The sequence below is a fragment of the Thalassospira sp. HJ genome (assembly GCF_000948415.1).
Taxonomy (GTDB): Bacteria; Pseudomonadota; Alphaproteobacteria; order Rhodospirillales; family Thalassospiraceae; genus Thalassospira.
The window spans coordinates 554,341-574,519 of the sequence record NZ_JYII01000010.1 but is presented as its reverse complement, the minus strand read 5'-3'; the positions used below and the strand labels follow the sequence as shown (position 1 = coordinate 574,519).

The window sequence follows — 20,179 nt, the reverse complement described above, 5'->3', positions numbered from 1 at the left end:
CGATGGGCCTCCCCGGATGGGGAAAGCCCCGCAACCTTGACCGTATTTATGATTCGATCTTCGAGAAGTCGGCAATATCGTGCAATGCCGTGCGAATTTGTGCCAACAGCTTCAAGCGGTTGGCACGTTCATCAGCATTGTCGCTATTGACCGTAACCTTTTCGAAGAATGTATCGACCGGTTCACGCAACCGCGCAAATTCGGTCATAGCCGCGGCATAATCCTCGTCACGCAGAAGTGGCAAGGCCTTGTGCCGGACATCAATGAGCGCCTCATACAGTTTGCGTTCTTCTTCCAGGCTCAGAAGATCCGCGGAAACGTCCGCGTCATAGGACATATCGTCCTTTTTCTCTTCGATGCGCAGGATGTTGGACGCACGCTTGTATCCGGCCATAAGGTTGACGCCGCTTTCACCGGAGACAAAATCGGAAAGCGCTTCAACACGGGCCAACAGGCGGACAAGATCGTCCTCGCCATCAAGTGCAAACACGGCCGACACCAGATCATGGCGCACACCCTGTTCACGTAGATGGACTTTGAGACGGTCTGCAAAGAAGGCCAGAAGGTCTTCAACCGCCTCATCACGACGAATGGTTGCCGGGTACTGGGAAACCGCGAAAGCAAAGATGCGCCGCAGCGGCAAACGCAAACCGTTTTCCAGAACCAGACGAATGACACCCAGTGCCGCACGACGCAAAGCAAACGGGTCTTTTGAACCGGTCGGCTTTTCATCAATCGCAAAGAACCCGGCAAGGGTATCAAGTTTCTCAGCCAGAGCGAGGGCAACCGAAACCGGGGCGGTCGGGCACATGTCCGACGGGCCGGCCGGTGCATAATGCTCGGCAATTGCATTGGCGACTTCCGGGGCTTCGCCGTCATTCTCGGCGTAGTATTTACCCATCAGCCCCTGAAGTTCGGTGAATTCAAACACCATCTGCGACACCAGATCGGCCTTGCCGATTTCTGCTGCGCGGTCGGCCAGTTTGGTATCACAACCATCAATATCGGCAGAGACTTCACGCGCCAGACCGCGCAGGCGCAGAACCCGCTCTGCCAGCGAGCCAAGTTTGGCGTGGAAGACAATGTTATCAAGCTTCGGCAGACGCGATTGCAGCGTCACTTTCCGGTCCTGATCCCAGAAGAACTTGGCATCATGCAGACGCGCACGCAGAACACGCTCGTTCCCGGCGATGATCTTGGCGTTGTTGTCGGCGGTGATCATGTTCGAAACCGTGATGAAGCGCGCGGCAAGCTTGCCGGCCTTGTCTTCGACCACAAAATATTTCTGATGTTCACGCATCGAGGTTTCAAGAACCTCGCGCGGGATGTCCATGAACTGGTCATCAACCTTACCCATGACCGGCACCGGCCATTCCACCAGACCGCAAACTTCTTCAAGAAGTCCGTTGTCTTCAAGAAGTTCAAAGCCCTCGGACGCGGCAAGTTTCTTGGCACCGTCAAGGATGACTTGTTTGCGCTGTTCGCGATCAAGCATAACCTTGGCGGCAAGCATCTTTTCCTTGTAGTCGGCGGCATTCGTGACACTGAATTCTGCCGGGGCCATGAAACGATGCCCACGGGTGGTATCGCCCGCAGTGACCGGGCCATATGTGACCGGAATAACCTTGCCATCGAACAGGCACAGAATGCGGTCAAGCTGACGCACCCAGCGAATTTTCTGATCTGCCCAGCGCATCGATTTCGGCCAGGGCAGCTTGTTCATCGCATCTTCAATGATGTCCTTGATGACATCCGATGCCGCGCGGCCTTTCTGTTCGACAATCGCAAACAGGAAGACGCCCTTTGGCGTTTCGCGCTTTTCGCACTGATCAAGGGTGACACCATTGCCGGTCAGGAAGCCATTGATAGCCTTTTCCGGGGCATCGGCACGCGGACCACGGCGCTCTTCGCGCAAGTCAGGCTGTTTTTCCGGCAGACCATCAACAATCAAAGTCAGACGACGCGGGGTGACCAGCGCTTCCACCTTATCAAAGCCAAGGTCGGCGGCCTTCAGGCCATCGGTGACCAGTTTGGACAGGTCTTCAGCAGCACGCGCCTGCATGCGGGCCGGGATTTCTTCGGAAAACAGTTCAAGCAGCAATTCGGCCATGACTTAAGCCTCCTCGTTCAGATGGCCACGCGACCGCAGCCACGCTTCGCAGCAGGATTTCGACATGTCACGAACACGGCCGATATAGGCCGCACGTTCGGTCACGGAAATCACACCGCGCGCATCAAGGAGGTTAAACAGATGGGATGCCTTCATGGCCTGCTCATAAGCCGGCAGCGCCAGACCGCGTTCGATATTCACCGCACATTCGGCCTGCGCATCCTTGAAGTGCTGGAACAGCATGTCGGTGTTCGCGACTTCAAAGTTATAAGTCGACTGTTCGCGTTCGTTCTGCAGGAACACGTCGCCGTAACTTACGCCAGCGCCGTTGTAATCAAGATCGTAAACGTTCTCGACACCCTGAATGTACATCGCCAGACGTTCCAGACCATAGGTCAGCTCGACCGGAACCGGGTTGCATTCAAAACCACCAACCTGCTGGAAATAGGTGAACTGAGTGACTTCCATACCATCAAGCCACACTTCCCAGCCAAGGCCCCAGGCGCCCAGCGTCGGGCTTTCCCAGTCATCCTCGACAAAGCGGATGTCATGGGCCATCGGGTCAATGCCCAGATGCTTCAGCGAGCCAAGATACAGATCCTGTGAATTGGCCGGTGACGGCTTCATCAGAACCTGGAACTGGTAATAGTGCTGTAGACGGTTGGGGTTTTCGCCATAACGACCATCGGTCGGGCGACGGGACGGCTGCACATAGGCTGCATTCCAGGTTTCCGGACCCAGCGCGCGCAAGGTTGTCGCGGTGTGGAAGGTACCGGCACCGACTTCCAAGTCATAAGGCTGCAGGATGACACAACCCTGATCGGCCCAATAGCTTTGCAGTCGAAGAATGATTTCCTGGAATGAAGGGGGACGTTGCGACCCGTCGAGCGCCATGGCGCGAACTCTCTGTTACTGTTTCTGTAAATTTATGGCGGCAAGCTACCGCCCTGCCCCCACTTGGTCAAGAAGGCAAAACCCCTGAGATGCGCTGAATCTGCAACCCTTGTATCTGCCCGCACTTTGTTATGCCGCATTGCAGCGACATACATCTTCGATCCGCGGATGGATTCCAAGGGAAATAAGGCGACTTACATCCAAAGTCGTAAATGGCTGATCAGCGGGACCTGCGCGGCAAAGCCCTGATCAATCGTCGCAGCGATGGGCGTTGCCTTCGGCATGATAAACGCCGCAATCCGGGCATTTTTCCAACTCATGCGCAACCGGATTTGCTTTTTTGCTGGTTTTGCTTTGGTCTTTGGTTTGCTTTGGCTGCTCGTCGGCTGCGACCTGCTTGCTGCGGTTAAACAGCTTGAAGCCCTGCCAGACGACAACGAAGACCAAAGCGGTAAAGATGATTTTCGAAAAACTTAGCAAGATTTACTTTCCGGAGCAGAGGTCTGGGAAACGAAGCTGGATCAGCCCCTATTAATTCCACGTGCGCTGAATATAAGCAAGCTGTGTCGTAAAGCATTCAAATAGCAATAACGAGATGAGCCTCATATCAGCCTCGCCCCCCACAGAACCCCTGCAGCCAAGGCGCGGGAAAAGAGGTTTGTGTGGGGGGAAGCTGGTTCAAGATTAACGTCGGGCTTCTATGCTGCGCGAACCTCTTTGAGGAACGCTGTTATCAACTTCCTCATTTTTTCCGCCTCTTCAGACATAAGAGTTGAGGCGTCCTGAACGTCTCGTGCAACATCCCCAGACGAAAGAACGGCAGCTGAGACGTCTTTCATGTTGGACGTTACATCCTCTGTACCGACAGCAACCTGATCAATGTTTTGCGCGATTTCTTCGGTTGCGGATTTTTGTTGATCAACTGCAACCGAAATATTTGCGGCAATTTCATTAACGCGCTCAATCGTCGTTGAAATTTCTGAAATTGCGGACACCGCATCATCTGTTGCCTGACGGGTGCCATTAATCTGTGCAGCAATTTCTTCCGTCGCCCGGGCCGTTTGATCTGCCAGATTTTTGACCTCCGCGGCAACAACAGCAAATCCCTTACCTGCCGCACCCGCGCGTGCAGCCTCAATTGTCGCATTGAGCGCAAGTAAATTTGTTTGTCCGGCAATGTCGCTGATAAGCTCGACGATTTCGCCAATTCTTCCCGCAGCACCTTGTAAATTCTCGATGACTTTTCCCGTGCGTGCGGCCTGCGACACAGCCTCGCCAGAAACCCTCGTTGCCTCTGAAACATCACTCGTGATCTGGGAAATTGAAACCGATAATTCCTCAGCCGAAAAGGCGACTGTTTGAACATTGGATGAAGCTTGCTGCACCGCTGTGGTGACTTCTCCAGATCGTCTTTCCGCATGATCAACTGCTATCAAGAGCTTTTCGGACCCTTCTTGCATAGATACTGAAGCGCTCCGGACGCCCTCAAGAGACGAGGCCGCATCTTTGTCAAATTGCTTGGACAGGCTGTCGACACGTTCTGCCCGCTTCAGTTGCTCGGCCTGACGCTGTTCGCGTTGCGCTGCCAATTCATCCGCTTGGATCATGCTTTCTTTAAATACGGTGACCGCTTTTGCCATAAACCCGATTTCATCAGCACGCTGCTCACCGGGAACCTCGACGCTCTTGTCCCCACTGGCAAGTGTTCGCATAACAGCGGTAATTTCTTTTATGGGCTTCGAAATTGTTCCGGATAAATAGTAGGCAAGGAATATATTGAGCAAAAACACAATAGCCGTAACTACCAAGGTGGTATTTCGAGCGGAAATGTATTCGAGATATCCTCGCTGAGATTCCTCAGCCCCCATCCTCGCATTGACGGCAACCAGCTCATCCAGCAACGATCTAGCCTGGCCATTTAGAGCACCTAGCTCATTGACGATAATAGACCGATATTGGCTGTCATTTCCTTTGTCCCGCTCCAACACCACACTCAATAGTTGATTATTGTGTTGCGTCAAAAGTTCATGTGCGCGTTCCCAGATATCTGCAATTTCGGGGAAGGTCGCGTACTCCCGATAATCTCGTGACATCTCTTCAAGAGCGGCAATGTCACCCTGAATGTCTGATTTTAGTGTATCTAAAGTGGCCTCTTCGGTTGCACTAACGTACTCCAATGACCCAATACGAAGCGCACTGAACTTGTCATTTATTGCTGCAGACGTTGTAATCGCTGGAATCCACTTGGTCTCGATTGCCGTCGCCACATCGTTGATCTGTCTCTTTTTATGAACAGCAAAAAAGCCCAGAAAAAGGCCCAAAACCATCACAGCAGCAAATGAAACCATAAGCTTCTGTGATATCTGGATGTTTGTGTTCATCTCTTCCCCCAATGCTCGTTACACTTAATGCCCCCCTCTACGCTCCCAACTCAAAATAGAAGCGCTGTAAAGAAGAGAGTCACCCGACATTGGAAGTTTGCAAATGAAAACAGTTATCACGTCAAATGAAAAATTTGAAAACCTAATATAATCATATGAATATTACAAAAATGAGCTGAAAAGCAGTCTAATTCCCTCGCACAATCAATCCTGGGTTAATCCTCCAAATCAAACACAGGTTAAACTATAATTCGATTCGAGTTGTTCTCTTGGAAAAACAGGATGCCTTGGGAAAGCCAATCTTTTCATTCTGGGCATCAGATCGCTGCAAGTCCCCAAAGGCACAGCTCATAAGTGAATGTTCAGCGCAACTGCCAACCACACGTGTTAAGAGCTCCAATCGTTTGATAAGACAAACAATAACGTTAAAGCATCAGTGGCTGCGAATTTCGCAGAACCTCTTGGACCTGCGGTAAAAAATCTCCGACTTCATCATGCAAAACAATTCCGCGACGAAGTTTGAGTGGCGATGAAACGCCTTTGCGGCACGATACGATAACGCGCAAAGGCGTTTGGGAACTTTCTTTGCTCCAGATCGGATAGACCGTCATATCTCCGGCGCGCCCATGCAAAAGCCCAATGATCCGGTCCAGATGATCCGCGCGATGCACCAGCGTGATGCGCCCCTTTTGCCGGACCATCTTAAGGCAAAAGGCAATCCAGTCCTTAAGGTCGGCGGTGCCTTCCTGATGGGCCTTCGCACGGCTTTCATTACTCGGGCGCGTGCCACCGGCATAATAAGGCGGGTTGGAAATCACCTGATCAAAGCTTTCAGCGACCAGCGGCAAGCGACCACCATTGATATCACCGTGGATCGGCGTGACCCGCCCGGCGAAATCATTTTCCATCACATTGCGACAAAACAGCGCATAGAGATCATCTTGCAGCTCAACACCCGTGACCTTCGCCGTTTCAAGACGCCGGGCAACACACAGCCCGGCACTGCCAACAGCGGCCCCGACATCAAGGATCTTTTCATCACGACGGGAATTGATCGAAACCGATGCGGCCAGCAACACGGCATCGACCGCCGCCCGGTATCCGTCGACGGGTTGCTTGAGCACAACCGATCCGCCAAGAAGGTAATCATGACTGATCCGCTCTTCGGGGAAATCGGGCACTTCAATGCCTGTGGCTGCACTCACCATCAATGGTCCTGATCTGTCGTTCCGAGTTGTTTGCAATGTTATTCGGACGCCACGGCGTCCGAACCATCACTTTTGGCGTTATGCGCATCAAGCTCGCGTCTGGCAACATCAAGAACGTATTTCGCGCGACTTTCCTCTTCGCCATCGACCATCAATCGCCGTGGCAGCGCCCCGATGGATCCTTCGATGATGCTGGCATGATAGTCAAAGATATGACTGTCGATGCCTTCATCGGCCAAAACAGCCTGTGCCCAGCTCAGTTCGATCGGATCGTTACTGCGAAATAGTTCGATCATCGGCATTTTCCTTCAAACTGTGATCAGGCTTGTCATACGTTTTGAACTTTGAAGAAATCCAAAAAACAATAATATCTCTATAATGTAGGGGTTTGCAGTTGTGGTTTACAAAATCCTTTGCAAGAAACCCTGAATTATCTGAGGTTAAAGCAGGACTGGAACCGCATTTGTCCACTTGACCACAACAGCTTGGCCTATCTATGTTGAGGCCGCCTGCTGTTATTTGCAGTCTTCGCCCAAGCAGGCAGCGAAGATGCCATTTGAGAAGTCGGAATACAGCGTGACCAATACCGCACCGCAGCCAAAGACTCAGCCGAGCCTTGATTCACTGGTCAACCTCGTCGACGGCGACATGAAGCGCGTCAATCAGGTGATCATCGACAACATGCACAGCGAAGTCGCCCTGATTCCGCAATTGGCAACGCACCTTGTCGCTGCTGGCGGCAAACGCATGCGCCCGATGCTGACATTGGCATCTGCGCGGCTTTGTGGTTATGGCGATGGCCCGCATGCCGTTGATCTTGCAGCCTGTGTCGAGTTCATTCACACAGCCACCCTTCTGCATGATGACGTGGTTGATGAAAGCCAGCTGCGCCGGGGTCAGGCATCGGCCAACGCCCTGTTTGGCAACGAAGCCAGCGTTCTGGTCGGCGACTTCCTGTTTGCGCGCGCCTTTGTCGTCATGGTCAAAACCGGGTCGCTGCGCGTTCTTGATATTCTGGCACAGGCATCTGCCGTCATCGCCGAGGGCGAAGTCCTGCAGCTGTCGACCGCCAATGACATGGGCACCACCGAAGAGGCCTATCTCGAAGTGATCACTGCCAAAACCGCAGCCCTGTTTGGCGCAGCATCGCAGATTGGTGCGGTGATTGCCGAACGTTCGGCCGAGGATGAAGAAGCGCTTCGCCTTTACGGCATCTATCTTGGCACGGCCTTCCAGCTGATTGACGATGTTCTGGATTACTCCGCCCATCAGGCGACCCTTGGCAAAACGGTTGGCGATGACTTCCGCGATGGCAAGGTGACGCTTCCGGTGATCATTGCCTATGCCAATGGTGACGAAGACGAAAAGGCTTTCTGGCGCCGCTGCATGGAAGATCAGGACTTCCAGGAGGGCGATCTGGATCGGGCACAGGAACTGATCCGCAAATATGATGCGCTTGATGCATCGATGGATCGTGCACGCGAATTCGGGCAAATGGCCATCGATACACTGTCACGCTTTGATGATGGCGCGATTAAGGATGCGATGGTTGAGGCCGTCGAGTTCTGCATTTCGCGCCCATATTAATCGATATTCCCGTTGCGCATGTCCGGGTCGCATCGGCAGGGCGCAAAAATATCTTGCGTCGCCTGCGATAAACCATTATCACCCGGCTTCGCAGAATGACGGAGCGTAGCTCAGCCTGGTAGAGCACTGTCTTCGGGAGGCAGGGGTCGGAGGTTCGAATCCTCTCGCTCCGACCATCATTCAAAGGCCCTGAAACGGTTATTCGTTTCAGGGCCTTTTGCGTTTCCAGACGCAGTTTGCGGCCCATCCCCTCCCCGCAGGCGCAAGGTTTTCAATCGCTTGTTCAACTGCCCTTCCAACATGTCTCCGAACTGACATTTTTTCCGCCGGAACGTCCGGTTTATGCTTGATCCGCGCCGAAAGAAGGGCTAAACCTCCGCCCACTGACGGAGCGTAGCTCAGCCTGGTAGAGCACTGTCTTCGGGAGGCAGGGGTCGGAGGTTCGAATCCTCTCGCTCCGACCATCAGTCGGGCGGTCTTTCATTGAAAGGCCGCCCGTTTTCGTTTTCGCACATGAAAACCTTCGCTGGTGCCGAACTCTGCTGCATCTGCACGTTTGCAAGGCAGCACCAGACGGCCAGCATGCTCTTTCACGAATGACACGGCAGAACGCCCCTAAAGGATAGCGAATCCCCATAAAAAAAGTAGGGTGATGCGATCGCATCACCGTAAACGACGAAGATCATAGAGCTTTTTCGCATTCAACTTTCGGACAAGATTAAAGAGCACCAAATGCGCATTCCCATGCGGAATTCCTGCTTTTGCGCCCGACAGCAAGTTGCGATTTTGCACTGCAATAAAGATATTTTCTTTCGCAAACAAGGAAACAAACTTGCTCATCCTTGCGAAATACGCTTATGCTTCGCCCTGCAACATAAAAATCGGGGAGAAAACCGCCCAATAATAAAAGCAAAAGGCGGTGGTCGGCCTCACGTGGTATTACCAATTTCGGACTTCTTAGGGAGGAAGACGAATGACTTTTTCTAAAGTGCTTAAATCGGCAACTTGCGCTGCCGTTCTTGCTGCGGCTGCGTTCACGGCAGCCCCGTCTGATGCGGATGCCCAGGAGCGCGTTCGCTGGAAAATGGGCTCCACCTATCCGGGCAGCCTGACCCAGCTTGGTACGCTTGGCAAACGCGTTGACGACAAGATCGACGAAGTTTCCGGTGGCAACATCAACATCAAATTCTATGAGCCGGGCGCACTTGTGCCGGCACTGGAAGTTTTCGATGCCGTTTCGACCGGCTCGATTGATGCGGCTTTCTCCACCCCGGGTTACTGGGCAGGTAAAGTTCCGGCCCTGCAGCTGTTTGGTGCCGTTCCGTTCGGCCCGCAGGCTGGTGAATATCTGGCATGGGTCAAGTTTGGCGGCGGTCAGGAAATCTTTGACAAGCTTTATGCCGAACATGGCATCAAGTCGCTGTTCTGCGGCCTGATCGCACCGGAAGCATCGGGTTGGTTCTCCAAGGAGATCAATTCGCCGGAAGATCTTAAAGGTCTGAAGATGCGCTTCTTCGGTTTGGGCGCAAAAGTGATGGAAAAACTTGGCGTTTCCACCCAGCTTCTGGCTGGCGGCGATATCTATCCGGCACTTGAGCTTGGCACCATTGACGCCACCGAGTTCTCCATGCCGGCAATTGACCTGAAGCTCGGCTTCCACCAAGTCGCGAAATACTACTACTTCCCGGGCTGGCATCAGCAGTCGACCCTGTTCGATCTGATGATGAACAAGGAAAAGTGGGATGGTCTTTCCGACACCCAGCGGGCCCAGATCGAATCCGTATGTAACGACAACCTTGCATATGGTTTCGCTGAAGGTGAAGCAATCCAGTTCAATGCCCTGAAAGAACTTCAGGAAAAAGGCGTGAACATCAAAAAATGGTCGCCGGAAATGCTCGACGCCATGCGTGGCGCCTGGGAAGAAGTTGCAGCCGAGCTTTCGGCAGAAGATGCAAACTTCAAAATGGCTTACGAAAGCCTCCAGAGCTTCCGCGCAAACTACAAGATCTGGAAAGACATCGGATATCTCGATTAATCCAACAGGTCTGAACGACTGCTAAGCCAGTCGACAAAACAAGTCTCGGCAAGGCCGGGTGCTCCGTGCCCCGGCCTTGACCGCGATAAGAAGACCCCGGGAGACCTTCTATGGAAGCGCTACTGAAATTTAGTGACGGCATCGACGCCATCGTGACCCGTGTGGGAAAGTGGGCCAGCCTGCTTGCCATACCTTTGATGATCGTCATCCTTTATGACGTGATCCAGCGTAAATTCGGCGGACAGGGATCCATCAAGCTTCAAGAGCTTGAATGGCACCTGCATACCGGCCTGTTTATGCTGTGTTTCGGGTTCGCCTATATTCGCGACTCACACGTCCGCATCGAACTTATTCGCGATAACCTTCGCCCCCGCACCCGTGCAATCATCGAGATGATCGGCGGACTTGTTTGTGTCCTACCATTCTGTGCGCTGGTGCTTTATTTCGGTTTTGATTTTGTTGCCCGTTCCTTTGAGAGCAACGAGGTATCGGCCGCGACCACCGGCCTGACCCATCGCTGGATCATCAAATCAACCATTCCCATCGGCTTTGGCCTTCTCGCCATGGCGGGGCTTTCGATCTTCCTGAAATGCTTCGTCTTTGTCTTTGGCCCGATCAACCTGCACAAGCGCGCAGGTTATTATGTCGGCACCCACCATCTAGAAGACCTTGGCGCGGCCAAGATCGAAGACTGAGCGGAACAGGGATAAATCCAAATGGGTAACTTCTATATCGAAGACTGGTTTCCGCTGTTCATGTTTGCCTCGCTGGGCATTCTTGTCTTCACGGGACTTCCGGTTGCTTTCGTCATTTCCGGCATCGGGATTGCCTTTGGCTTCCTGGGCATGGCCTATGACGTTTTCTCCTTTATTGAATTTTTCAATATCGTCTCGCGCATCTGGGGCGGCATCTCCGAAAATATGGTGATGGTTGCTGTGCCCATGTTCATCTATATGGGCACGATGCTGGAAAAAAGTGGTGTTGCAGAAGACCTTCTGGAATGCCTCAACATGCTGCTGCGCAAGGTTCCTGGCGGTCTTGCCCTGTCGGTCACCCTGATGGGCACGATCATGGCAGCAACCACCGGCATTATTGGCGCATCGGTTGTCATGATGACGCTTTTGGCCCTGCCGGTCATGATGCGTCGTAATTATGATCCGTCGCTTGCCACCGGGACAATTGCCGCATCCGGGACGCTGGGTATTCTGATCCCGCCATCGATTATGCTGGTTCTGATGTCCGACCTTCTGTCGGTATCGGTTGGCAACCTGTTCCTGGCAGCCATCATTCCGGGCTTGATCCTGGCCGGTCTTTACACCGTCTATATCTTTGTGCGTTGTCAGATTAACCCGTCCCTTGCACCGCCCCTGCCGGAAGGCGAAGCGGTTCATGGCAAGGACCTCGCCATGATGGTGGTCCGCAGCTTTGTGCCGCCGGTCTTCCTGATTGTTCTGGTTCTGGGTTCGATCTTTGCCGGTTTTGCCACCCCGACCGAGGCTGCAGGCGTTGGCGCAGTTGGTGCGACCTTCCTTGCATTGGTCAAGGGTCGCCTGAAATGGCCGGTCCTTAAGGATGTTTGTGAACGTTCGGCGCTTACGGGCGCGATGCTGTTCTTCCTGTTTGCTGGCGCGACGGTGTTCTCTTATGTGTTCCGTTCGCTTGGCGGTGATGATCTGGTGATCGATCTGGTTGAGGGTGCCGGTCTGGGTCCGTGGGGCATTTTGCTTCTGCTGATGCTGATCATCTTTATCCTTGGCTTCTTCTTTGACTGGGTCGAGATCACCCTGATCGTGCTGCCGATCTTTGCACCGGTCATTGCCCAGCTTGATTTCGGTCATCACCTTGATATCGGTGGCCTTGAAGCAAGCGAAGCACAGGTTCTGACCTGGTTCGCAGTCCTTGTGGCGGTAAACCTGCAAACAAGCTTCTTAACCCCACCCTTTGGATTTGCGCTTTTCTATCTCAAGGGTGTGGCACCGAAATCGATCTCCATCCAGCAGATCTACAAGGGCATCATTCCTTTCGTCCTTCTGCAAGTTCTGGGTCTCCTGCTGGTGATGTATTTCCCGGAACTCGCACTCTGGATGCCAAATACGCTGCTTGAATAGCGTAGAGTTCAAAACCAATGACAAAGGGCGCTGTTTTATCAACGGCGCCCTTTTTTCGTTCTGGCGGTGATTGCCCCAAAGAAAACCGCCCGGATCATGGATCGGGCGGTTCTAACGTCTTTGTGACCTGAATCGGTCCAGATCGGCGCGTGCGATCAGTGATGCATCGGCCGTTCGCCGGGAAGCTGCAGCATGCGACCCATCAGATAATCGACATCGTCTGAATCAAACTCGACGCCCAGATCACCATACTGGGTCAGAACCCGTTCGATCATGCGGCGCGAATAGCGTTCCTTGTCGTGCTCTTCACCATCAAAGGTGGTTTCGCGCGCAACTTCGATCGCGGCACGGACACCCGGGAAGAAATGCTCCGGCATGCCAGCCTTGTTATAGATCGCTTCAAGGCCGAACGGACCGCTATCGTGAATAAGGATGCGGGTATTGATCAGCGAGACACCGGCACGTTTGGCAAGGGCTGCTTCAAAGAAGGACACATCGCCCATGCAAAGCGCGCGCAGGATCAAGCCACTGGTCAGGCGATTATTGTTGTGCAGATGTTCAACAAGCAGCTCGACATCGCGTTCTTCAACCCCGTCACCCAGCAGACCGATGGTCGCGCTTTCCTGTGACTGGGTCATCACCGCATTGACGATGCCTTCGGGGATGTGACCGCGTGAAATCAGCTGGGAACGCATGCGTTCAGACACCAGCGTCACCATGCGTTCGGCAATCGTGATCGGCAGATGGTTGCGCTCGATCATCGGTTTCTGGATGCGCTCATTGTCGCCGAAATCATCAACGACCTTCTGAAGCGACACCTCGCTGATCTCGGCCCCCTGGTTTGACATCAGATCGACCATCACGTCTTCATGGCCGATATCAACCAGCGTTGCCGAAACGACCTCGGACACATAGGCACGCGAGGCAATCGCGCGCTGCTTTTCGACACTGTCAGCGTTATCGCCAATGATATCGACAAGATCGTCGTCATTGAGAACTTCGGAAAATTCAAGAACCGGAAGTGCGACTTCATCGACGTCGCGCGCAAGCGTCGCTGCAACATCGTGGGGCACAAGCGGTGTCTGGGCGAGGTTTTTGGCAAGGGCCTTACGCACGCGGACTTCCGCGTCGCGGATCATCAGACGGAAAATATCTTCGGCCAGAACACGTTCGCTGTCCGTCAGGGTTTCGGTCGTGAATTCACGACTGATCTTTTCCGCCGTATCGGCACGGTTTGCGCCGGACGGGTCCTGAACCAGCTTGCTCAGATCTTCTTTGGTGATACGTGGCAATAGATATCTCCTGGCACGCTTCTCACATGGCTGCCAAATTTCTGCGCAAGATTATACTTCTGGCAGAGAATCGACAAACATATTTTCCTTAGTTGGGGCACAAGACCCTGATTTTCAACCATCCTGTCGATCAATTCTATACCGGGTATTTTCCCGATCAGAAAGGTTATCATCAGACCATCTGCCACCATGGCGCAAACACACTATTTCAGTCGCAATTCAGACGCCAGCAATCAGAGGCTGCGAAATCTGGCAAATTCCGACAGCAAAGGCGAAAAATTGACTAAACTCAAATTCTTCACCATCACATTATGATAAATCTGGTTACCAGTTTTTGAAGATCAAGCAATCTCGCACCATCTAAGACGATGACAAGAGACTGTTTTTGATCTTACGGTTACCCGCATATGCGCCGCGCAACGGTGCATCGTCCCGATCACCGGGCACTTCGAAATAAGAGAGAGGCTCCATAATGACGTTCTCGCGTAAACTGGTTCTCGTTGCCAGCTCCCTCGCCTTCCTGTCTGCGGCTCCTGCAATTGCCGGTGATGCGGCAAAGGGTGAAAAACTTTTCAAACGCTGCGCTGCCTGCCACAGCCTTGATGCTGGCGTAAACAAGGTCGGCCCGAGCCTTGCTGGCGCGTTCGGTCGCGAATGCGGCACGGTTGAAGGTTTCAAATACGGCAAAGGCTATCTTGCTGCCTGCGAAAAAGGTTTCGTTGCCGATGAAGCCTTCCTGACCGGCTACCTTGAAGATCCGTCTGCGAAACTCAGCGAGATCGCCGGCTCCAAGCAGCGCTCCAAAATGGCCTTCAAACTCAAAAAAGGCGACGATATCGCCGATATCATCGAGTTCCTGAAAGCGCAGTAACTGCTGCTGTGATCTGGAAATGCAAAATGGCCGGGGCATATTGCCACCGGCCATTTTTATGTCTGCTTTTACGATACGCAGGTGGGTATCAGGCCGCCTCACGCCGACGCAGGATTTCCTCGCCGATTGCGCGCATCTGCTCGACGCTCGCGACATCCAGTGTCGAGGTAACTTCAAGCTCGCGGTCTTCATAGACATCACGGTCGGGATGTTTACTCGCCCACTCGGCAACCGCCTGATCACGTTCCCCGATCAGCTTTTCGATCTGCGGGCGGAACAGGACCATCATGCCCGACACCCAGCGATTAACCGGCCAGGACGGCTGCGCATGGTCGATGACAAATCCGTCAAGCATGGCAATGACATCTTCGGCGTCGTACCAGACTTCACCGGTGACCCAGCGGTTGGTGGTAAACAGACGCTGGCAAAAGCCGAATTCATCCATCGAGAACGCAATCAGGTGTGACAGCGCATCATTGGGGCCTTCGGGATAGTCGAAACCATCAATCTGTTTGGGCTTGCAGCCATCGGGCATGCCACGCGGGCGCATGAAGGTATGGAAATGCCCGTGCTCATCCCAATCGCGGCGTTCTTCCTTGGGGTGCGCATGATAATAGAACTGCGCATGTGAATGGCGATCATAGACATCGCCTTCGGGGTAATGGTTCCATTCATAGAATGTCCCCGCACTTTTGATCAGTTCACCAACGATGTTATCGCCGGTCGCCGTCAGGACGCGGTGACATTCCATAACGTCACGCCCCGCAGCCAACATCTTTTCAAGCTGATCTGTCGGGATCGACGCCAAATCAAGTGTATCTTCAGTCATATCTTTACCAACATCGTTGCGATCCACCCGTTATTCCGTCTGAGCAGAATGGATGGTTTGCGACCGATCGCGCCAATAAACCCCTTTCAACAGTTAGTGATTTCAAGGCGCTTTGCAACAATCTTCGCAACAGCTCAGCGATCGCGCATCACGCGAAAGCCGATCAGGATATGTTTGAGATATTCCGGACGCCCGTGACGGGCCGCTGGCCGACAGACCCCGCACCCGCGATCATCCCATGATCCACCCTTAACGATGCGATAGCCCGGCTGGGAAGATGTCGCTGTCCATTCAAACACCTGGCCCGCACCGTCAAGCACACCATAGGGTCCCGGCTCGAACCGACCGACCGGCATGGTATCAAACGGGCCGTTATCGGCACTGTTCAACCGACCGGCGTCAAAAATATTGCCCCACGGATAGAATGTACCGTCCGGTCCGCGCGTGGCCTTTTCCCAATAAAGTTCATTGGGCAAGAGCCAAGTCTCACCGGTTTTTTCACTCAGCCACTGGGCATAGGCATTGGCATCCTGCCAGGATACCAGCACAACCGGATGGCGACCGCGCCCACGGGGTGGGCGACCATTTTTCCACAGGAACGGAATAATAGTGTCATAGGTATAAATCAGGCCCTGACGTTCCCAATCTTCCTGACTGATATCAGGTGCCGGGTGACCGGTTTCGTTGACGAAAACAGCGTATTGGTCATTGGTCACCGGTGTCTTGGCGATATCATAGGCCAGAAGGTGGACGTGCCACTTATCGGTTTCGAGATCGTACCAACGGTTACGACGACTGATATCGTGGCCATAGACCTGCTCGTCAATCTGATAGGCATATTGCCGTTCGACAGAATCGGACCCCTGCCAGAACCAACCAGAAGGAATGCGCACCACATCGGGGATTCCATCGCCTGCAGCCTGTGTGTGGGAAACTCCCGCAACGACCAAAAGGCATCCAACAGCGCAGAATTTCCAGATATCTGCGATACAGTCCCCGACTCTCATACAAACTTCCGTCCTGATGGGCAGCGTGGCTCACGCTTTATTCAAGCGCCACAACATATCCTGCCCCCTTGTTCCCTATCCACAAGATGCGGAAATTTCGCCGCACTTTCAATCGGTTTGACAGTTTTCGGCCCGGATTTATCACATCTTTTTTGTGAAACGGTCTTCTAATTAACTGTAGGCAAACAACTTTTTGAACACGCAGGGCTCACATAACAGTGAAACCATGTGACGCCGCAGCTATGAAAATTTGGACCATAGTGTCTTCACCGACGGGCGACAGAACGCCCCGGCTGAAACTTACCGGACATCCAGAGAGGCACTAATGACCAAGAAATCAATGACTTTCGCACATAAGGCACTGATCCCGGCAATGGCGATCGGCACCACCCTTGCCATGGCAACCCCGATGGCGATGGCAGCCCCGCTGCCGGCACCGACCGCCGAAGTCGCAAGCTGTGCGCCCTGCAGCCCCTGTGCAGCCAACCCGTGCGCGGCTAATCCCTGTGCCGCAAACCCGTGTGCTGCAAAGAAAGTCGTTAATCCCTGCAGCCCGTGTGCTGCGAACCCCTGCGCTGCGAACCCGTGCGCAGCAGCCAACCCGTGTGCTGCCAATCCGTGTGCTGCGAACCCGTGCGCGGCAAAGTGACCATTTGATCTGTTCCAACGGCAACGGGGGCGATGCATTTGCATCGCCCCCGTTTTTCTTTGTCGTTAAATTGCCTGATGATCTAGTCGCGAACGACCATGACCGAGCAATCCGCATGGCGGACAACGCGTGCCGCGTTCGGGCCCAAAAGATAATCCTTCAGCTCCGGGCGATGCGATCCGATCACGATCAGATCGCAATTGGTTTTCTTGGCCATCTGCAAGATGACCTCGTAAACCGTTCCCTGACCAACGATGTGCTGCACCTTGATGTCTGAGGGAATATGTTCAGACACAAACTGGTGCAGACGTTCGTTATAGGCATCAAGAACCTTGGTTTCGTAGCCCTTCGGGAAGAACTGACCGACCATCGACATTCCGACCGTGGGTACCACGGTCAGAACATGAAGGCGCGCGCCAAAGCTTTGCGCCTGTTTGGTGGCAACCGGTACGGCCTTCTTCCAGGAAGACTCATGATCAAGATCTACTGTGACCAGAATATCCTTGTACATGTTCACTCTCCCTGTCAGGCCGCACCAAGCGCGTCTTCACTGCGCTTGCGTCGGCGTTGAAGAACAATGATCCCACCCAGCAACAGGAAGGCCGGAATAAAGAAGACTTCCTTGGCCGGACGATCAGACTCAACTTTTACCGCAGTGATTTCAAAGTCGAAATCAAGACCGGCTTTTTCGGCCGGACCGGCAAAGACCAGATCATCGATATAGATACGACCATCTTCATCACGAATGCCGATACCCGCATGATACAGGCGATCCTCACCCGAACCTGCTGGCCCAAGTGGCAGCATCACGGATTTGGCAACTTCGTCACCTTCGATGCTGATCCCTTCGACATCCAAAAGGATGCTGGATTCAGGCGGCATGTTGGCAGCATCTTCGACAATGGTTGTCGCCGGCAGGTTTTCATAAGGCGGCGCAATCATGTCGAGCCAGAAACCCGGACGGAACAGGGTAAAGGCGATCAACAGCAATGCCGCACTTTCCCACAGCTTGGAACGGGCAAAGAAGTACCCCTGCGTTGCTGCGGCAAAGACCAGCATGGCTATTGTTGAAACAATCACCACGACCACCACATCCACCGGATGATCCAGACCGATCATCAGAAGCTGGGTGTTGAACAGGAACAGGAACGGCAGAACCGCGGTACGCATCGAATAGAAGAATGCGACCAGACCCGTCTTCATCGGATCAGATCCCGAAACGGCCGCCGCGGCAAAGGATGCCAAACCAACCGGCGGGGTCACATCGGCCATGATGCCGAAATAGAAGACGAACAGGTGAACCGCAATCAATGGCACGATCAGGCCATTTGCAGCGCCGAGTTCCACAATCACCGGCGCCATCAGGCTGGAGACCACAATGTAGTTCGCCGTGGTCGGAAGCCCCATGCCAAGGATCAGGCTGATCACGGCGGTAAAGATCAGGATCAGCATCAGATTGCCGCCTGAAATCAACTCGACGAATTCAACCATCACCTGACCGATACCGGTCAGTGAAACCGTGCCCACGATGATACCGGCAGCCGCAGTGGCAACACCGATACCGATCATGTTACGCGCACCCGTCGCAAAGCCGTCAATGACGTCAATGACACCAAGTTTCAGGTCATTGGCGAAATCGGGTTTCTTGCGGAAGAAACCCTTGGCAGCATGCTGGGTCAGCATGATGAAGATCATCAGAACCGTCGCCCAGAAGGCCGACAGCCCCGGTGATTTCAGCTCAATCATCAGGAACCAGACCAGAACCACGACCGGCAGCAGATAATGCAAGCCCGCCTTGGCGGTTTCACCCAGTGCCGGCAGTTCAACAACCGGCTGATTGGGATCATCCATTTCAAGGTCAGGATATTTGGCCGCGTAATACAGACCGGCCAGATAAATCACTGCACATTCAGCAGCAACAACCCAACCGACCGCGTCACCAAACAGCCCTTTCTGGAAGACAATCGCGTAATAGACGATGCCGGAAAGAACCACGAGCGACAGCACGAACAAAAGGGATCTGATCAGGGTCTGACCCAAGGTTGAGGTCACCCGTTTCGGCAGGCCCTGCATGTTCGCCTTAAGCGCTTCAAGGTGAACGATATAGATCAGCGCGATATAGGAAATCGTTGCTGGCAGGAAGGCATGCTTGATGACTTCCGGATACGGAATGCCGACATATTCCACCATCAGGAAGGCCGCAGCCCCCATGACAGGCGGCATGATCTGACCGTTAACCGAGGACGCCACTTCAACCGCACCGGCCTTTTCACCAGGGAAGCCAACACGCTTCATCAGCGGAATGGTAAAGGTACCGGTCGTCACAACGTTGGCAATCGACGAGCCGGAAATAAGGCCGGTCATTGCCGATGACAGAACGGCGGCCTTTGCCGGGCCGCCACGCATGTGACCAAGGGCTGCGAACGCCACCTTGATGAAATAGTTACCTGCACCGGCTTTATCGAGAAGCGAGCCAAACAGGACAAACAGGAACACAAAGCTTGTCGAAACGCCAAGCGCGATACCAAACACGCCCTCGGTGGTGATCCATTGATGTGACATTGCCTTGGAGAAGCTTGCACCACTCCACTGCAAAACATCCGGCACCCAGGCAGCATTGCCAAAGAAGACATAAGCCAGGAAGACCATGGCAACGATCATCAAGGGCGGGCCAAGGGCGCGACGGGTTGCTTCAAGCAACATGACAAGGCCAACACCAGCCGCAACCAGATCAGCCGTAATCGGCAGGCCCGGACGGTCTGAGAGGTCGCGATAGAAAATGTAAATATAGGCAGCACAGAACGCACCGATCAAAGCCAGCACCCAATCAAGGATCGGGATATAGCTGCGTGGTGAATTCTTGAAGGCAGGATAGGCCATGAAGGCCAGGAAAATTGCAAAAGCGAGATGGATCGACCTTGCTTCGGTCGAGTTCAAAACGCCAAAATTAAAGATAAATGGCAATGGTGAAGCCAGCCAAAGCTGGAACAGCGACCATGAAACCGCAAGCCAGAGTAATATTTTCGCCGTCAAACCGCTTGGCTGACGGGCCCCTGTATCATTTTCCGCAATCAGGTCCTGCAGCCCCTGATCGACGGACGGATTTTCCGTTTTTTGATCGTCAGTCATCACAAACTCCCGGTCACTACGAAAGCCAATTGAACTGGTGGTCCAGAAACAAAAAGCCTCCGTCGACACACACCCGGTC

Annotated in this window: 19 protein-coding genes and 2 tRNA genes; 8 read left to right on the top strand and 13 right to left on the bottom strand. The window is 53.5% G+C overall.

Going from position 1 to position 20,179, the window contains the following annotated elements; all coding sequences use genetic code 11:
* Nucleotides 1-46: 46 nt before the first annotated feature.
* From glyS to UF64_RS21055, 3 genes are all read right to left on the bottom strand, one after another.
* The gene (glyS, locus tag UF64_RS08020) at nt 47-2,110 is read right to left on the bottom strand and encodes a glycine--tRNA ligase subunit beta (protein ID WP_044828053.1); all 2,064 of its coding nucleotides are present in this window, start codon (nt 2,108-2,110) and stop codon (nt 47-49) included.
* Nucleotides 2,111-2,113: 3 nt separating this feature from the next.
* On the bottom strand, nt 2,114-3,004 hold the full coding sequence (locus tag UF64_RS08015; RefSeq protein ID WP_044828052.1) for a glycine--tRNA ligase subunit alpha: 891 nt from the start codon (nt 3,002-3,004) through the stop codon (nt 2,114-2,116).
* Between the two features lie 194 nt (nt 3,005-3,198).
* A complete protein-coding gene (locus UF64_RS21055; RefSeq protein ID WP_255353090.1) occupies nt 3,199-3,324 on the bottom strand; it encodes a hypothetical protein in 126 nt (41 codons plus the stop codon).
* On the opposite strand from UF64_RS21055, the gene UF64_RS20880 reads away from it, so the two are divergent.
* Nucleotides 3,323-3,481 (top strand): hypothetical protein, encoded by a 159-nt coding sequence (locus UF64_RS20880; protein WP_235285001.1) that lies wholly within the window; start codon nt 3,323-3,325, stop codon nt 3,479-3,481. The genes UF64_RS21055 and UF64_RS20880 overlap by 2 nt on opposite strands.
* Nucleotides 3,482-3,702: 221 nt before the next feature.
* On the opposite strand, the gene UF64_RS08005 is transcribed toward UF64_RS20880, so the two are convergent.
* The 3 genes from UF64_RS08005 to UF64_RS07995 all read right to left on the bottom strand — a co-directional run bounded on the left by UF64_RS08005 (nt 3,703) and on the right by UF64_RS07995 (nt 6,889).
* Nucleotides 3,703-5,385 (bottom strand): methyl-accepting chemotaxis protein, encoded by a 1,683-nt coding sequence (locus tag UF64_RS08005; RefSeq protein WP_052657503.1) that lies wholly within the window; start codon nt 5,383-5,385, stop codon nt 3,703-3,705.
* Nucleotides 5,386-5,810: 425 nt separating this feature from the next.
* The gene (locus UF64_RS08000) at nt 5,811-6,593 is read right to left on the bottom strand and encodes a tRNA1(Val) (adenine(37)-N6)-methyltransferase (RefSeq protein WP_044828050.1); all 783 of its coding nucleotides are present in this window, start codon (nt 6,591-6,593) and stop codon (nt 5,811-5,813) included.
* Nucleotides 6,594-6,631: 38 nt separating this feature from the next.
* Nucleotides 6,632-6,889, bottom strand: a complete 258-nt coding sequence (locus UF64_RS07995; RefSeq protein WP_044828245.1) for a DUF2007 domain-containing protein — start codon at nt 6,887-6,889, stop codon at nt 6,632-6,634.
* Nucleotides 6,890-7,142: 253 nt separating this feature from the next.
* Between UF64_RS07995 and UF64_RS07990 the strand changes: the two genes are divergently transcribed.
* The 3 genes from UF64_RS07990 to UF64_RS07980 all read left to right on the top strand — a co-directional run bounded on the left by UF64_RS07990 (nt 7,143) and on the right by UF64_RS07980 (nt 8,644).
* Nucleotides 7,143-8,180, top strand: coding sequence for a polyprenyl synthetase family protein (locus tag UF64_RS07990; RefSeq protein WP_152630639.1), 1,038 nt, complete (start codon nt 7,143-7,145; stop codon nt 8,178-8,180).
* A 99-nt stretch (nt 8,181-8,279) separates the two neighbouring features.
* Nucleotides 8,280-8,356, top strand: a tRNA-Pro gene (locus tag UF64_RS07985).
* 211 nt (nt 8,357-8,567) lie between these two features.
* Nucleotides 8,568-8,644 (top strand) — tRNA-Pro (locus UF64_RS07980).
* A gap of 199 nt (nt 8,645-8,843) precedes the next feature.
* Here UF64_RS07980 and UF64_RS20875 read toward each other — a convergent pair.
* Nucleotides 8,844-9,020 (bottom strand): hypothetical protein, encoded by a 177-nt coding sequence (locus UF64_RS20875; protein ID WP_235285000.1) that lies wholly within the window; start codon nt 9,018-9,020, stop codon nt 8,844-8,846.
* A 133-nt stretch (nt 9,021-9,153) separates the two neighbouring features.
* On the opposite strand from UF64_RS20875, the gene UF64_RS07975 reads away from it, so the two are divergent.
* The 3 genes from UF64_RS07975 (at nt 9,154) to UF64_RS07965 (ending at nt 12,323) form a co-directional block, all read left to right on the top strand.
* Nucleotides 9,154-10,215: a TRAP transporter substrate-binding protein gene (locus UF64_RS07975; RefSeq protein WP_044828049.1), complete on the top strand. Its 1,062-nt coding sequence runs from the start codon at nt 9,154-9,156 to the stop codon at nt 10,213-10,215.
* A 110-nt stretch (nt 10,216-10,325) separates the two neighbouring features.
* A complete protein-coding gene (locus tag UF64_RS07970; RefSeq protein WP_044828048.1) occupies nt 10,326-10,910 on the top strand; it encodes a TRAP transporter small permease subunit in 585 nt (194 codons plus the stop codon).
* Between the two features lie 21 nt (nt 10,911-10,931).
* Complete coding sequence (locus UF64_RS07965) at nt 10,932-12,323, top strand: TRAP transporter large permease subunit (RefSeq protein ID WP_044828047.1); 1,392 nt, start codon at nt 10,932-10,934, stop codon at nt 12,321-12,323.
* A gap of 155 nt (nt 12,324-12,478) precedes the next feature.
* On the opposite strand, the gene UF64_RS07960 is transcribed toward UF64_RS07965, so the two are convergent.
* The gene (locus tag UF64_RS07960; RefSeq protein WP_044828046.1) at nt 12,479-13,615 is read right to left on the bottom strand and encodes a DUF2336 domain-containing protein; all 1,137 of its coding nucleotides are present in this window, start codon (nt 13,613-13,615) and stop codon (nt 12,479-12,481) included.
* Between the two features lie 472 nt (nt 13,616-14,087).
* Between UF64_RS07960 and UF64_RS07950 the strand changes: the two genes are divergently transcribed.
* A complete protein-coding gene (locus UF64_RS07950; protein WP_044828044.1) occupies nt 14,088-14,486 on the top strand; it encodes a cytochrome c family protein in 399 nt (132 codons plus the stop codon).
* An 88-nt stretch (nt 14,487-14,574) separates the two neighbouring features.
* Here the strand turns inward: UF64_RS07950 and UF64_RS07945 are convergent, their stop codons facing one another.
* The 5 genes from UF64_RS07945 to UF64_RS07925 form a co-directional block, all read right to left on the bottom strand.
* Nucleotides 14,575-15,315, bottom strand: a complete 741-nt coding sequence (locus tag UF64_RS07945; RefSeq protein ID WP_044828243.1) for a hypothetical protein — start codon at nt 15,313-15,315, stop codon at nt 14,575-14,577.
* A gap of 134 nt (nt 15,316-15,449) precedes the next feature.
* Complete coding sequence (locus UF64_RS07940; RefSeq protein WP_235284999.1) at nt 15,450-16,208, bottom strand: SUMF1/EgtB/PvdO family nonheme iron enzyme; 759 nt, start codon at nt 16,206-16,208, stop codon at nt 15,450-15,452.
* Nucleotides 16,209-16,622: 414 nt separating this feature from the next.
* On the bottom strand, nt 16,623-17,009 hold the full coding sequence (locus tag UF64_RS20870) for a hypothetical protein (RefSeq protein ID WP_235284998.1): 387 nt from the start codon (nt 17,007-17,009) through the stop codon (nt 16,623-16,625).
* Between the two features lie 44 nt (nt 17,010-17,053).
* The gene (locus UF64_RS07930) at nt 17,054-17,482 is read right to left on the bottom strand and encodes a universal stress protein (RefSeq protein ID WP_044828041.1); all 429 of its coding nucleotides are present in this window, start codon (nt 17,480-17,482) and stop codon (nt 17,054-17,056) included.
* A gap of 14 nt (nt 17,483-17,496) precedes the next feature.
* Nucleotides 17,497-20,100, bottom strand: a complete 2,604-nt coding sequence (locus UF64_RS07925) for a TRAP transporter permease (RefSeq protein WP_044828040.1) — start codon at nt 20,098-20,100, stop codon at nt 17,497-17,499.
* Between the last annotated feature and the right edge of the window lie 79 nt (nt 20,101-20,179).